11 protein-coding genes are annotated in these 13,862 nt (G+C 44.5%); 5 read left to right on the top strand and 6 right to left on the bottom strand.

The genetic code is table 11. The annotated features are described in order from the left end of the window. Positions 1-19: 19 nt before the first annotated feature. From holA to ACYX4N_RS12175, 4 genes are all read right to left on the bottom strand, one after another. Entirely contained in the window at positions 20-1,048 is a 1,029-nt protein-coding gene (holA, locus tag ACYX4N_RS12190) for a DNA polymerase III subunit delta (RefSeq protein ID WP_476054204.1), read from the bottom strand. A 24-nt stretch (positions 1,049-1,072) separates the two neighbouring features. After that, positions 1,073-1,600 (bottom strand): LPS-assembly lipoprotein LptE, encoded by a 528-nt coding sequence (locus ACYX4N_RS12185; protein WP_476054203.1) that lies wholly within the window; start codon positions 1,598-1,600, stop codon positions 1,073-1,075. Between the two features lie 11 nt (positions 1,601-1,611). Beyond that, a complete protein-coding gene (leuS, locus tag ACYX4N_RS12180; protein WP_476054202.1) occupies positions 1,612-4,215 on the bottom strand; it encodes a leucine--tRNA ligase in 2,604 nt (867 codons plus the stop codon). Positions 4,216-4,535: 320 nt separating this feature from the next. Then, positions 4,536-5,171 carry an SRPBCC family protein gene (locus ACYX4N_RS12175; protein ID WP_476054201.1) on the bottom strand — a complete coding sequence of 212 codons (636 nt, stop codon included), beginning with the start codon at positions 5,169-5,171 and terminating at the stop codon, positions 4,536-4,538. A 284-nt stretch (positions 5,172-5,455) separates the two neighbouring features. Between ACYX4N_RS12175 and ACYX4N_RS12170 the strand changes: the two genes are divergently transcribed. The 3 genes from ACYX4N_RS12170 (at position 5,456) to ACYX4N_RS12160 (ending at position 9,728) form a co-directional block, all read left to right on the top strand. Further along, positions 5,456-7,852: a Lon protease family protein gene (locus tag ACYX4N_RS12170; RefSeq protein ID WP_476054200.1), complete on the top strand. Its 2,397-nt coding sequence runs from the start codon at positions 5,456-5,458 to the stop codon at positions 7,850-7,852. Positions 7,853-8,079: 227 nt separating this feature from the next. After that, entirely contained in the window at positions 8,080-8,817 is a 738-nt protein-coding gene (locus ACYX4N_RS12165) for an alpha/beta fold hydrolase (RefSeq protein ID WP_476054199.1), read from the top strand. Continuing rightward, positions 8,814-9,728 carry a GGDEF domain-containing protein gene (locus ACYX4N_RS12160; RefSeq protein WP_476054198.1) on the top strand — a complete coding sequence of 305 codons (915 nt, stop codon included), beginning with the start codon at positions 8,814-8,816 and terminating at the stop codon, positions 9,726-9,728. Before ACYX4N_RS12165 ends, ACYX4N_RS12160 begins: the two co-directional genes overlap by 4 nt. A 100-nt stretch (positions 9,729-9,828) precedes the next feature. Here the strand turns inward: ACYX4N_RS12160 and ACYX4N_RS12155 are convergent, their stop codons facing one another. Together ACYX4N_RS12155 and yhbY are read right to left on the bottom strand one after the other, a co-directional pair. Continuing rightward, positions 9,829-10,605 (bottom strand): 3-hydroxyacyl-CoA dehydrogenase, encoded by a 777-nt coding sequence (locus ACYX4N_RS12155; protein ID WP_476054197.1) that lies wholly within the window; start codon positions 10,603-10,605, stop codon positions 9,829-9,831. Between the two features lie 114 nt (positions 10,606-10,719). Next, positions 10,720-11,013 carry a ribosome assembly RNA-binding protein YhbY gene (gene yhbY / locus ACYX4N_RS12150; RefSeq protein WP_014949363.1) on the bottom strand — a complete coding sequence of 98 codons (294 nt, stop codon included), beginning with the start codon at positions 11,011-11,013 and terminating at the stop codon, positions 10,720-10,722. A gap of 95 nt (positions 11,014-11,108) precedes the next feature. Here yhbY and rlmE point away from each other — a divergent pair, with 95 nt between their 5' ends. Further along, a complete protein-coding gene (rlmE, locus tag ACYX4N_RS12145; protein WP_014949364.1) occupies positions 11,109-11,738 on the top strand; it encodes a 23S rRNA (uridine(2552)-2'-O)-methyltransferase RlmE in 630 nt (209 codons plus the stop codon). A gap of 101 nt (positions 11,739-11,839) precedes the next feature. Further along, positions 11,840-13,786 carry an ATP-dependent zinc metalloprotease FtsH gene (gene ftsH / locus ACYX4N_RS12140; RefSeq protein WP_179983328.1) on the top strand — a complete coding sequence of 649 codons (1,947 nt, stop codon included), beginning with the start codon at positions 11,840-11,842 and terminating at the stop codon, positions 13,784-13,786. Positions 13,787-13,862: the final 76 nt, after the last annotated feature.

Raw genomic sequence — 13,862 nt, 5'->3', positions numbered from 1 at the left:
CCATATCTTAATTGGGGCTTTAAGCTTGCAACAGCGGGATTTCACGAAGATCTATGCCCATGAACATCATACAAAGGTGACACATTTCAACATAGGGCCGGGCAATGACATTTTGTTTAAATGCATGGTCAGCTCGTGTAAGTGCGTTTTGTATATCTTCGAGCTGTGCAAGGCTCAAACGATTCAATGCACTTTGATAAAAGCCTTGCCTATTGCGCCATATACCAAACTTTTGCCACTGTATAGGCGTGCCGCTTTGCTGAGCTAGTTTTAGCTTCCATAGCTGCTCCCATTCACGCACAAGCGCCCAGATAATAATGTTTGGCTCTAGACCTTCGCTTTCTAATCGATACAGCATTTTGATACAGCGAGTGCTGTCACCGCTAAGCATCACGTCAACCAACTGGAACACGTTAAAGCGCGATTGGTCCACCATCGCCTGCTCAATTTGCTCATCTGAGATAGACTGTTGCGGATAGAGCAGAGCGAGTTTGTCAATCTCTTGCTTGGCGGCCAGCATGTTGCCTTCACAAAAATCGGCAATCATTTTGGCGCCTGTCGCGGTCACGGAAAGCTGATGGGCTTTAAGCTGTTGATTCAACCATGCGTTTAGCTGCTTGCCTTCCAGTGGATAGCAAAGTACCGATACGCCCAGTTCATCAAGAACCTTGAACCATTTGCCGCGCTGTACGTCTTTACCTATTTTAGGACCGTGAACGAGCAATAAAATATCAGGGTTTAAAGACGCCGCGACTTCTTGCAGCATTTTGCTGCCTTCAGTGCCTGGTTTTCCTGTGGGTAGCTCTAATTCAATAAACTGCTGGCTAGAAAAAAGCGACATGCTTTGCGTAGCTTCAATTAACTGGTTCCAGTTAAAGCCTGTTTCAGCAACAAGCACAGTGCGTTCTTCAAAACCATTAGTCTTTGCTTTAGCGCGAATTTGCTCGATAACCTCAAATTTTTGCTGAGGCTCGTCTCCAAAAACCAAATAGCATGGACGTAATGCCTTTGAAATATCTTGGCTAAATTGGTTTGGATAAATTTGCATGAAGAATTCTGATGTCTATTTGATTTATAGTGACGATACGTTTGGCGCAGCAACTGCCTGACTAGAAAGGCGTCTAATCATGATATCTGCCGCCTCGTTGCGCATTTCACTCAACATTAGTTCAAGTTCGCGAGACTTTGCCAGCACCTGATCTGGGTCGTCTTGATAGTCACGCACCACTTCGAATTGGGCCATTACCGCTTCTTTACCGGGAAATTGAACACGATAGCGAACCACGTAAATAAGCTCGTACTCGGCAACTTGCCCTGACGGATAAACAGACAGCAACTGGCGCTCTAATTTCTCTGGTAGCAAGTAAATGTTTACATGTTGATTAGAGCGGGTTGTTTCATCCACGTTAACACTAGATAAACCATAAACGTTAAGGCGTTTATCGAGCGCACGCGCAAGGGGCGCGTGTGCTCGAGCACTTTCAATGGCAACCGTGTTAATGTCGTCGGGTAGGCTAGGGCTACTTCGCAAATGAAAACCACAGCCTGTAACCCAAACGGTAGCTAACACAGCGACTGCAAATTGTAAGTGCTTTTTCATCACCATCTGACCTAGTTAGCTACAATGTTTACAAGTTTGCCAGGAACAACAATCACTTTGCGAATGGTTTTACCTTCGATAAATTGCTGAACGTTAGGCTGCTCTTTCGCAGATGCTTCAATTGTCTCTTTACTTGCATCAGCAGCAATTGTCATTTTCGCGCGAACCTTACCGTTAACCTGAACAATAATAAGCTTCTCGTCTTCAACCAATGCCGCTTTATCTGCCTGTGGCCATGGCGCTGAGTCGATATCTTCATTGTGGCCTAGTACTTTCCAAAGCTCATGAGCAATATGCGGAGTAATAGGGTTAAGCAGCAACAAGATTGACTCACAGGCTTCGCGCATAATAGCGATATCCTGAGCGTTTTCTTGTGGCGCTTTTTGAAGATGGTTCAGAAGCTCCATTACTGCAGCAACTGCTGTGTTGAAGGTTTGGCGACGACCTAAGTCATCAGACACTTTCTCAATCGTTTTGTGTACTTCACGGCGAAGTGCCTGCTGGTCTTTCGACAGTGACTTAACGTCAATAGCTTCTGCCGTGCCTTTTTCCACGTGCTCGGTAACAAGCTTCCAGATACGACGTAGGAAACGGTTTGCACCTTCAACGCCAGAATCAACCCACTCTAGGGTTTGCTCTGGTGGCGCTGCAAACATGGTAAATAGACGGACTGTATCGGCACCGTATAAGTCGATAACTTCTTGCGGGTCGATACCGTTATTCTTCGACTTAGACATTTTGGTCATGCCGCCATGAATAACTTCTTCGCCATCTGCTGTTAGCCACGCTTTAACAATGCGGCCTTTGTCATCTTTCTCTGTACTTACTTCAGTAGGCGAGAACCAGGTTTTCTTACCAGACGCGTCTTCGCGGTAGTAAGAGTCGGCTAATACCATGCCCTGACACAACAAACGCTTAAATGGCTCGTCAGAGTTCACCAAGCCTTCGTCACGTAGCAATTTGTGGAAGAAACGCGAGTAAAGCAAGTGCAAGATAGCGTGCTCGATCCCACCGATATATTGGTCTACCGGTAGCCAGTAGTTGGCTGAAGTCGGGTCAAGCATGGCATCGTTGTTGGTAGCACTTGCGTAACGTGCGTAATACCATGATGACTCCATAAAGGTATCAAAGGTGTCAGTTTCACGTAACGCAGCTTCACCATTGTATGTGGTCTTAGCCCACTCAGGGTCAGCTTTAATTGGCGAGGTTACGCCATTCATTTCTACGTCTTCCGGTAGCACAACCGGTAGTTGGTCAGCAGGAACCGGAACAGACTCACCGTTTTCCAAATTAAGCATTGGAATAGGTGCGCCCCAGTAACGCTGACGGCTTACGCCCCAGTCACGTAGACGGTAGTTAACTTTTCGCTTACCACAGCCTTTGCCTTCAAGTTCATCAGCAATACCATTAAATGCGCCATCGAACTCAAGACCGTCAAATTTTTCCGAGTTAATTAAGCTTCCTTTTTCTGTAAACGCAGAAGCTGAAAGGTCGCATTTATCCTCATCGCCTGCATTTGGCGCAATAACTTGCTTAATAGGTAAATCGTACTTTGTGGCAAACTCCCAGTCGCGCTGGTCGTGGCCAGGTACTGCCATAACTGCGCCTGAACCGTAGTCCATCAATACAAAGTTAGCGACCCAAATTGGAAGCTTTTCACCAGTAAGTGGGTGGATAACTTCAAAGCCAGTGGCAAAGCCTTTTTTCTCCATCGTCGCTAATTCAGCTTCAGCAACTTTGGTGTTTTTACACTCATCAATAAAGGCTGCTAAATCTGGATTAGACTGCGCTGCAAACTCAGCTAATGGGTGCTGCGCCGCTACTGCAACGTAAGTTACGCCGTAGAAGGTATCCGGACGGGTGGTGTATACCGTTAAATCGGCAATATCGTTAACCGCTGACGCTAGATCAAACGTAATTTCCACGCCCTCAGAGCGACCAATCCAGTTTGCTTGCATAGCGCGTACTTGATCCGGCCATTCTTCAAGCTGTTCTAAATCTTGTAAAAGCTCTTCAGCGTAGTCAGTAATTTTAATAAACCACTGTAGAATTTCTTTTTGTTCAACTAGGGCGCCTGAACGCCATCCGCGACCGTCAATTACTTGCTCGTTAGCCAGAACAGTTTGATCGACAGGGTCCCAGTTCACGGTAGAATTTTTCTTGTACACAAGGCCTTTTTCATAAAGGCGTGTGAAGAACCACTGTTCCCAGCGGTAGTAATCAGATTTACACGTTGTTACTTCGCGGTCCCAGTCGTAACCAAAACCTAGCGAGCGAAGCTGGTTTTTCATGTAATCAATGTTGGAGTATGTCCATTTCGCCGGTGCAGTGTTGTTGTTAATCGCTGCATTTTCCGCCGGAAGACCGAAAGCATCCCAACCCATAGGCTGCAATACATTTTTACCCTGCATACGCTGGAAACGGCTAATTACGTCACCAATGGTGTAGTTGCGCACGTGACCCATGTGAAGTCGGCCACTAGGATAGGGGAACATCGACAGGCAGTAGAATTTTTCTTTATCTACATCGTCGTTTGCTTTAAAAGATTGGTTATCTTCCCAGTATTGCTGAACACGCTGTTCAATGTCTTTCGGATTGTACTGATTATCGGCCATGAAACTTAGGCTTCCGCATTAAAAAGTTAAAACGTTTATGGGGCGGCACAGGGCGAACGATTTACAAGAGAATTTGTAATCTCTCAAGCATTCTTGCCATTTAACCGCACGTGGGATTTTCCCACTTTACATACATATAGCCCAATAGAATAACCCAGCGCTAAGCCATGCCTCAATAGCTTAACGCTGAACTAGGCAATATTTATTTCTGCTTGCATGAAAAGTGAGCATTAATGCAGTAGTTTAGGCGCGTTAACGAAGATGACTTGCTTAAACCTTCGCGTAAAATTCACATAGCGACCTATTTTTGGTCATTTATATTAACGCTTAGCGCTGTCTTTATCCGCTTCGTTAAATTGTTTATTGCTAAAGTCGGTTAATGCATTTAACTGCTGCGCCTGCACTTTGTCGACAACGGTAACCAAATTGGCAGCGTCCTCGTTCGATGCTCGTTGTCCGTTGAAGTGAATATTGCCAGAGGCGTGGTAGGTAAGGGTAACTTTTGTTTTTGGTGAGGGCTCGCGCTTTGTATTATCGTTCGATGAGGCGTTTTCTTCTGCGGAGCTGAATTCCCAAGTGAGCGCACCTGATAAGCCCATTTCTTGAAGAGGACCTAATCCGCCGGTCATTACCACTTTTTTGTTAGGCTCAACATAGCTTATTTGCATGTGTGCCGCACTTGCTGTTTGTGTAACTTCGCAGAAACAACCACCGGCTTTTTCATCAATGCTAAGCGTGCCCTTCCACCAGGTGTGATCTTTCGGCCACCATTTATCCACGTCTTGAATAAAGTGAGAATACACGGCTTCGATAGGGGCCGCACTTTCACTTTCGTTAGTAATAGAAAATCCAGAATTGTCCGCATAGTTTACCTTAGCGAGGCAAAATGGAGAAAATATAGCACCCAGTAGACTCGAAAAGAGCACGGTTTTGCTAGCTTTCGTTATTGTCGTCATTGTTCTAACCTTTGGTTTTTATTATTCGTGTTGGCTGCTTGCTAATCTAAATTTCACTATGTATCGCACTTACTGCCGTTAAAAAGCTACACCTTGTTTCTCTATGTATCAATATGAACAGAAACCTTAGTGCCTGCTCGCTATGCGTTAATCAATGCATTAAGACGCCAAGCTGGTTGTTTGTTGTGCAATTAACAACGTAAAGCTGCCTTATTAGAGTTAACCGTTTGACAGTGCTGTTAATTAGGGTTTCACTTAAGTAAAGAAACGAAAATAGAACAGGCATGTCTGTAGACACTAATATATATGCGTTAAATGTAGACGCGCTATCACCTACCATAAATCGCCGAGCGGTAAACAGTGCCTTAAAAGACGATGAAGCGCTAAACGCGACTTTTATTGGGCAAGAGCGTGCACGGGAAGCGCTCACGTTTGGATTAGGTATTAACACCAAAGGTTACAACCTTTACGTAATGGGTGAGCCTGCCACAGGGCGTTTCACTTTAGTAAAAGACTACATTGAACGCCAAGTCGCACAGCTTTGCGCACCCGATGATTGGTGTTATATCAACAACTTCGATGATGAACGCCAACCTGTAGCGCTAAAATTTCCGCCAGGTGGTGGCAAGGCATTTCAAAAAGATATGGCTGCACTTATTGATGATGTGTTGGATTCACTGCCTATTGCATTTGATAACCCTGGTTATCAGCGCCGCCGCGCCTCTATCTCCAGAGAGTTTGAACAAAAGTACGACGCTGCTATAGATGCTGTAGAGCGTTACGCACAAGCTAACGACGTTGCCCTTTACGAAGAGGGTGGGTCAATTACGTTTTCACCCATCATCAACGGCAAGCCGATAAGAGATACTGATTTTGCATCGCTCACTGACGAGCAGCGAGAAGGCTTTTACACGCTCATTGATGACTTAGAAAACAGACTGAGTGAAAGTCTGTTGAGTTTACCTACGTGGAAACGGGAAAACTCAGAGCGTCTGCGTGAGCTAGACAAAAAGACCGCAGAGCACGTGATTAAGCCGCTTATCAAAGTATTTGAGCACAAGTACGCCTCTGAGCTTGGTGTTATGAAGTATCTAAAACAGCTTAAAACTGCTTTGGTTAACGCTATCTTAGTTATTCATAATGAAGAGCAGAAAGAGGAAAAAAGTGACGATTTCGATAAAAAGATATTTTTAGAAGAGCAGTTTCTTCCTAATGTATTGGTATCTAATAAATTAGACGATGCGGCACCTGTTATTTACGAGCCGAACCCTACCTACCAAAACCTGTTCGGTAAAATTGAATACACCAACATTCATGGTAGCGTATTTACCAATTACAGAATGATACAGTCAGGTGCGCTGCACCGGGCAAATGGCGGCTACCTTTTATTGGATGTCGATCAGCTAATAGAGCAGCCTTTTGTGTGGGATACCTTGAAACTTGCCATCAAGTCACAGCGCTTGCGCATGGATTTACCCCAGCAAGACGTGGGTATGGTGAATAACATCACGCTAAACCCCCAGCCTATCGACTTAAATGTGAAAATCGTTTTGCTAGGCTCCCGTGATTTGTACTACACCCTGCAAGATTATGATGATGAGTTTGACGAACTTTTCAGAGTGTTAGTGGATTTTGACTTAGAAATCCCCGTTACTCGACAGGCGCTTTTCGACTTTGTAGGCAAGGTGCGTGCGCATCTTAATACATTAGGGCTTGATGGTATAACAGCTAATGCCATGTGCAGGTTGGTAGAGTATTCGCTTAGAATGGCCGAACACAAAGAAAAGCTCTCCGCGCATTTTGCTGAAGTAATCGAACTAGTTAATGAAGCCTACTATTTCTGCAAGAAATCGAATGCCGACACGCTAGAGCTTGATCATTTAAAAACAGCATTAAGTGCCAAAAAACGTCGCACAGGCCGCGTTAGTCAAACACTTTTAAACGATATTAAAGAAGGTCACGTGCTTATTGCTACTGAGGGCAAAGCGGTAGGAAAAGTAAACGGATTAACCGTATTGGATATTGGTGACACCGCATTTGGTACACCCGCACGCATTACCTCTACTGTGTTTGCTGGAGCAAGTGGCGTAGTTGATATCGAGCGTGAAGTAGAGCTTGGACAGCCCATACACTCTAAAGGGGTTATGTTGCTGAACGGCTATTTAGGTAATAAATACGCTCAGCACTTCCCGTTAACGTTATCTGCAAACATCGCGCTGGAACAGTCTTACGGTCATATAGACGGTGACAGTGCATCACTAGGCGAATTGGTTGCGCTTATATCTGCGCTGACTGAAATTCCATGCCTACAAACCTTGGCTATTACAGGTTCAATAAACCAATATGGTGAAGTGCAAGCGGTGGGCGGTGTGAACGAAAAGATAGAAGGCTTTTTTGACTTGTGCCAACACCGAGGTTTAACCGGTACTCAGGGCGTAATCATCCCTAAATCGAATGCGATAAACTTGGTATTAGATGCCACAGTTATCGACGCCGTGAAAAAAGGGCTATTTCATATTTATACGGTAGAAACTGTGGACGATGCGCTGACTATTTTGATGGAGCAAGAGGCCGGTAAAATTAGTAGTAAAGGGCGCTACCCTAAAAACTCTATTAACTACCATGCGGTAAACCGTTTATACAATATCGCGCTTATTGTGAATGGTGGAGATGGAGAGTAGACGAAAAGCTAATCTTTTTCGTGAAATAATAATGGTATTTTGGTGTAAAATATTAGTAATAACAAATATATTAGGCAATATTGGCATTCATAATATTAATATCCGCATCAATGTTAGAAATAGTCGTGTTGCCGTTTAAAAAAATCAGAAGGTAAACCATGCAACCGAATTGCAGTGTAGTGACGAGGAATAACGTCACCATTCATGGTTCAGGAAGTACCGTAATAATGTTAGCTCACGGTTTCGGCTGTGATCAGCAGATGTGGCGCCACCTATTACCCTACCTTGTAGAAAAGTATAAAGTCGTGTTATTTGACTATGTAGGGTGCGGCGCTTCTGATTATTCAGCCTACGATAATAATCGCTATGCGACACTCGATGGATACGCTCAGGACGTCTTAGATATTTGCGAGGCGTTAAACCTTAAGGATGTAATCTTCGTCGGGCACTCGGTTAGCAGTATGATTGGCATGCGCGCGGCTATCCAATCACCTCACATTTTTTCTAAGCTTGTCATGGTATGTCCGTCTCCCTGCTTTCTAAATTTCCCCCCTGACTACATGGGAGGCTTCGACAAAGCAGATTTAGAAGAACTATTAAACCTTATGGACAAGAACTATGTGGGATGGGCAAATTATTTAGCGCCCTTGGTCATGGGGCAAGACAATAGCGCAGACTTAATTCAAGAACTCGAAACAAGTTTCTGTTCTACGGACCCTAAATTCGCCAAGCCGTTTGCCAAAACTACGTTTTTTTCTGACGACAGAGCACAGCTTGCAAAGCTCATGCTTCCTACACTTATTTTACAAAGTAAGCACGATAATTTAGCGTCAACAAATGTGGGGGAATACATGTATAACGCTATTCCGGATGCTAAAATGCATATCGTCGATGCCTATGGACATTGTTTGCACATGACTGAGCCGGCTACTGTGTTTACCCTATTTGAGGGGTTCGCAGCTTGAAAGAAGCAATAGAGGAAGACTTTCCCTGTTTGTTACTTAAATCGGATTTTGAAACGACAGAAATAAAATGGCTTAATCCTCATGCTAAGTCGTTTCTAGGGTTAGATTGGACTTCTGGGAAGAAAGTAATCGATATAGTCTCTAAGGCGAGTTCGATATTTTATGAAAGTTATATAAAACCAATACTCATTGCCAATGGTGAATATCTAGAAGTTCAAATCACTTTGCTATCGGGCTCGGGCACTAGAGTGCCCGCTGTAGCGAATATCACGGTCACAGGTAACATATTGTACTGGGCGATATACGTTGCAAAAGAACGAGATAAGCTTTATCAAGAGTTGTTAGAAGCAAAAGGCCAGCTTGAAAAGAAGACCGAAGAGCTTACGGCCGTAAGCCGTCGAGATACTTTGACTCCACTACTTAATCGTCGCGCGGCAAATGATGATGTGTTAAAAATGATTTCTCAATCCCGTCGCGCCTTTGTCCCTCTATCTTTTCTGCTTTTAGACATCGACTTTTTTAAGAAAATTAACGACACCTTTGGCCATGAAGAAGGCGATAGAATACTAATAAAATTATCTCACGTGTTGAAAGCGCATGTGCGTGAGACTGACGTTGTGGCGAGATGGGGCGGCGAAGAGTTTTTAATCGTGCTTCTTAACACGGATATAAAAGATATAAAACCTTTTAGCGAACGGCTGCATAATGGCATAAGCCAAATTAGTTTACCCAGCGGACAGGCCTTAACGGCAAGTATTGGTGCTGCTGTCTTAGAAAAAGATGACCTTGAACAAACGAACCCGATTGCTCACCAATTGCTAAAAGCTGATAAGGCACTTTACGAAGCAAAAGCTAATCAAAGAGCCCATACTCGAATTTATGATAGTGTTCGCGGTATCGTTAAGATCTAATTAAAACTAGGTATTTATTGGCGGTGTAGGTATTGACTACCCTAAGCGTTTAATATTCAACGAGGCGTTACCGATTGCCTCGTTGATTAACTTTCTTTGGCTATTTAGGCGGCATGCGAAGACCGCCGTCTAAGCGAATGGTCTCACCATTTAAGTAGCTGTTGTTCGCCATGTGAATAACCAGTTTTGCGAATTCTTCGGGCAGCCCTAGACGCTTAGGAAACTGTACGTTGGCAGAAAGGGCGTCTTGTACCTTTTCAGGCATAGCAAGCAGCATAGGCGTGCCCATCACGCCAGGCGCTATCGTATTAACGCGAATTCCTAGCGGCGCTAAATCGCGAGCCATTGGCAGGGTTAGACCAATAATTCCACCTTTGCTTGCTGCATAAGCAGTTTGACCTATTTGACCTTCGTAACCCGCGACTGAAGCAGTATTGATAATAAGCCCGCGTTCACCTTCTTCATTAATCGGCGACTGTTTAGCCATAGTGGCAGCCACTAAGCGAGATACGTTAAAACTGCCAACCAAGTTAATATCGATAGTTTTCTGAAAATCGCCAAGTGGAGCAGGGTTGCCTTCTTTATCGAGTAAACGCTTTGCGGGTGCGATACCAGCGCAGTTGACTACCAGTGAAATAGCACCAAACCTGTCAGTGGTAGCATCGATAGCCGCTTGAACAGAGGCCTCATCACGAACATCGGTTTTGGTGAAATGTGTATTGTCACTACCTAATTCTTCAACACGTTGCGCGCCAAGTTCGTCGTTTAGGTCGAAAAGGCTGACGTTGGCACCCGCATCGCGAAGCGCGATAGCAGTGGCGTGACCAAGTCCTGAGCAACCGCCAGTGACAACGGCGGTAAGATTATTTAGCGTCATAGTTTTCCCTTAAACCCTATTTTTTCACTATTATTAACGTGATGTTAACGGGAAGTAAGAAGAAAAACTATGGTGCCGAAAGGGAACGGCACCTTTTATTCAGTAAATTTGCCGCTATTTTGGCAACTGAATTTTACAGTCTTCGCTTTGACGGTAGATAATTAGCGTATGACCAATTACCTGAAGCTTAACTGAGTTGGTTTCACGTACGATGGCATCCATGATAAGCGCTTTTTCTTCGCGATCATCAGTTGGTACCTTAACTTTAATTAATTCATGGTGACTAAGTGCGTTGTCGATTTCTGCAACTACACCTTCTGTCAGGCCGTTTCCACCTAGCTGCACAACAGGTTTTAACGGGTGTGCAAGACCTTTTAGGAATTGTTTCTGTTTATTTGAAAGTTTCATCTAGTAATATTTCTTACAATTAATCTGTTAGTTTATGCTTGAAATAACGTATTCTAACGCCATCTTCTCTACAATCCTAATGACATTGTACTGGAATGACAAAAAAGAAACACTCCGCCAGCAGTAAACGCTGGTTACAAGAACACGTCAACGACCATTATGTGCAAAAAGCAAATAAGGAAGGTTGGCGCTCGCGAGCTATTTATAAACTGGAAGAAATCCAGAAAAAAGATAAGCTTATAAAGCCAGGAATGACACTTGTAGACCTTGGTGCTGCACCAGGGGGCTGGTCTCAGCTAGCTGCACAGCTTGTTGGCGACAATGGTCAAGTTATCGCGTGCGATATTTTGCCCATGGACCCAATAGTTGGCGTAGACTTTTTACAAGGTGATTTCCGAGAGGACGCGGTTCTCGACGCACTATTGAACAGAATCGGTGGGAACACCGTAGATATTGTGTTGTCTGATATGGCACCGAACCTTGCAGGTAACGCTTCGGTTGACCAATCTCGCTCTATGTACCTTTGCGAACTAGCGCTAGATATGTGTCACCAAGTTTTAAAGCCTGGTGGTTCTTTTGTCATCAAGGTGTTCCAAGGTGAAGGTTTTGTTGAGTTCATGAACGCACTTAAACAATCTTTCACAACCATAAAGACGCGTAAGCCTGACTCGTCCAGATCACGTTCTCGTGAGGTGTATTTGGTGGCTTGTGGGTATAAAGTGTAGTACGCTTTGGGTTAAGCGGTTTTCGTTGCGAGTTGTGCCGTTTATTCAATAAACAACTTGTTGAATATACAAGCAATTCGGGTTTATAGAGGTTAGTAGCATTGAGCGATATGGCAAAAAATTTAATCTTATGGTTAGTCATCGCCGTTGTTTTAATGTCGGTTTTTCAGAGCTTTTCACCGAGTGAATCGTCTCGTTCGCAAACTGACTACACAACGTTTTTGAGAGAAGCAGAACAGGGAAATATTCGTGAAGTTCGCATCAACAATAGTGGCGAAATTCGCGGTACAAAGCGTTCAGGCGAAACTTTCCAAACATTCGTACCTTACTTCGACGACAAGTTAGTATCTGACTTAGTTAAAAACGACGTAAGAGTTTACGGTGAACCACCGGAAGAGCAGTCTCTTCTAACGTCAATTTTCATTTCATGGTTCCCCATGCTATTGCTTATTGGTGTATGGATTTTCTTCATGCGTCAAATGCAAGGTGGCGGCGGCCGTGGCGCTATGTCTTTCGGAAAGAGCAAAGCTCGCTTACTTGGTGAAGACCAAATCAAGACGACATTTGCTGACGTAGCAGGCTGTGATGAAGCTAAGGAAGACGTATCTGAATTAGTCGACTTCCTTCGCGACCCGTCTAAGTTCCAGAAGCTTGGCGGTAAGATCCCGAAGGGCGTGCTAATGGTAGGTCCTCCAGGTACGGGTAAAACGTTACTTGCGAAAGCTATCGCGGGTGAAGCAAAAGTACCTTTCTTTACTATTTCGGGTTCTGATTTCGTTGAAATGTTCGTAGGTGTTGGTGCATCGCGTGTTCGTGATATGTTCGAACAAGCCAAAAAAGCAGCGCCTTGCATTATTTTCATTGACGAAATTGACGCGGTAGGCCGTCAACGTGGTGCTGGTTTAGGTGGTGGTCACGACGAGCGTGAACAAACACTTAACCAAATGCTTGTTGAAATGGACGGCTTTGAAGGCCACGAAGGTATTATCGTTATTGCGGCAACTAACCGTCCAGACGTTCTTGACCCTGCGCTACTTCGCCCTGGTCGCTTCGACCGTCAGGTTGTAGTAGGTCTGCCAGATATTCGCGGTCGTGAACAAATTCTTAAGGTTCATATTCGCAAAGTACCTGTTGCTGACAACGTAGAACCTTCTGTTATTGCTCGTGGTACACCAGGTTTCTCAGGTGCCGATTTGGCTAACTTAGTAAATGAAGCTGCATTGTTTGCTGCCCGTGGTAACAAACGTCTGGTTTCAATGGAAGAGTTTGAGAAAGCGAAAGACAAAATCATGATGGGCTCTGAGCGTAAGTCTATGGTGATGTCTGAGCCTGAAAAAGAGATGACAGCGTATCACGAAGCAGGTCACGCAATCGTTGGTCGCTTAGTGCCAGAGCACGATCCGGTATACAAAGTGTCAATCATTCCACGCGGTCGCGCGTTGGGTGTGACCATGTACTTGCCTGAGCAAGACCGTGTAAGTCACTCTAAACAACACCTAGAAAGCATGATTTCTAGCTTGTTTGGTGGGCGTATTGCTGAAGCCATCATTTACGGCGACGACAAAGTAACAACGGGTGCATCTAACGATATCGAACGCGCAACTGAAATTGCACGTAAGATGGTGACTCAGTGGGGCTTGTCCAGCAAAATGGGTCCAATGCTTTATGCTGAAGACGAAGGTGAAGTGTTCCTAGGGAAGTCTATGTCTAAGGCAACGAATATGTCTGATGACACAGCACGTGCTATTGATGCCGAAATCAAGTCATTGATTGACAGCAACTACGAACGCGCTCAAAAAATCCTTGAAGACAACATTGATATCTTACACTCAATGAAAGACGCACTGATGAAGTACGAAACCATTGATGCTAAGCAAATCGATGATCTGATGAACCGCACTGACGTTCGTCCTCCTGCAGACTGGGATGACAGCAAGCCGTCTGGTGGCGATAAGCCAAGTGGTGGTGCACCAGTTCGCGAAGGTGAAATTAAAAACGATGGTGTTGATAAACCGTCTGTAGGCAAGCCGGGCGATATTCCAAGCTAAGCCTCTACACTAATTAAAAAACGCCAGTTCAGCTGGCGTTTTTTGTTAGAGCAGTTTGATTTTAATCTAATGCTTA

It is taken from the genome of Alteromonas sp. ABH4_452 (assembly GCF_056311825.1).
Note: the sequence above shows the minus strand (reverse complement) of the source record. Positions and strands in the feature narration are given on the sequence as shown.

Coding starts and splice junctions, on each gene's coding strand:
- rlmE (WP_014949364.1), top strand. CDS start 11,109: ATGACAAAAAAGAAACACTCCGCCAGCAGTAAACGCTGGTTACAAGAA.
- yhbY (WP_014949363.1), bottom strand. CDS start 11,013: ATGAAACTTTCAAATAAACAGAAACAATTCCTAAAAGGTCTTGCACAC.
- leuS (WP_476054202.1), bottom strand. CDS start 4,215: ATGGCCGATAATCAGTACAATCCGAAAGACATTGAACAGCGTGTTCAG.
- ACYX4N_RS12175 (WP_476054201.1), bottom strand. CDS start 5,171: ATGACGACAATAACGAAAGCTAGCAAAACCGTGCTCTTTTCGAGTCTA.
- holA (WP_476054204.1), bottom strand. CDS start 1,048: ATGCAAATTTATCCAAACCAATTTAGCCAAGATATTTCAAAGGCATTA.
- ACYX4N_RS12165 (WP_476054199.1), top strand. CDS start 8,080: ATGTTAGCTCACGGTTTCGGCTGTGATCAGCAGATGTGGCGCCACCTA.
- ACYX4N_RS12155 (WP_476054197.1), bottom strand. CDS start 10,605: ATGACGCTAAATAATCTTACCGCCGTTGTCACTGGCGGTTGCTCAGGA.
- ACYX4N_RS12170 (WP_476054200.1), top strand. CDS start 5,456: ATGTCTGTAGACACTAATATATATGCGTTAAATGTAGACGCGCTATCA.
- ACYX4N_RS12185 (WP_476054203.1), bottom strand. CDS start 1,600: ATGAAAAAGCACTTACAATTTGCAGTCGCTGTGTTAGCTACCGTTTGG.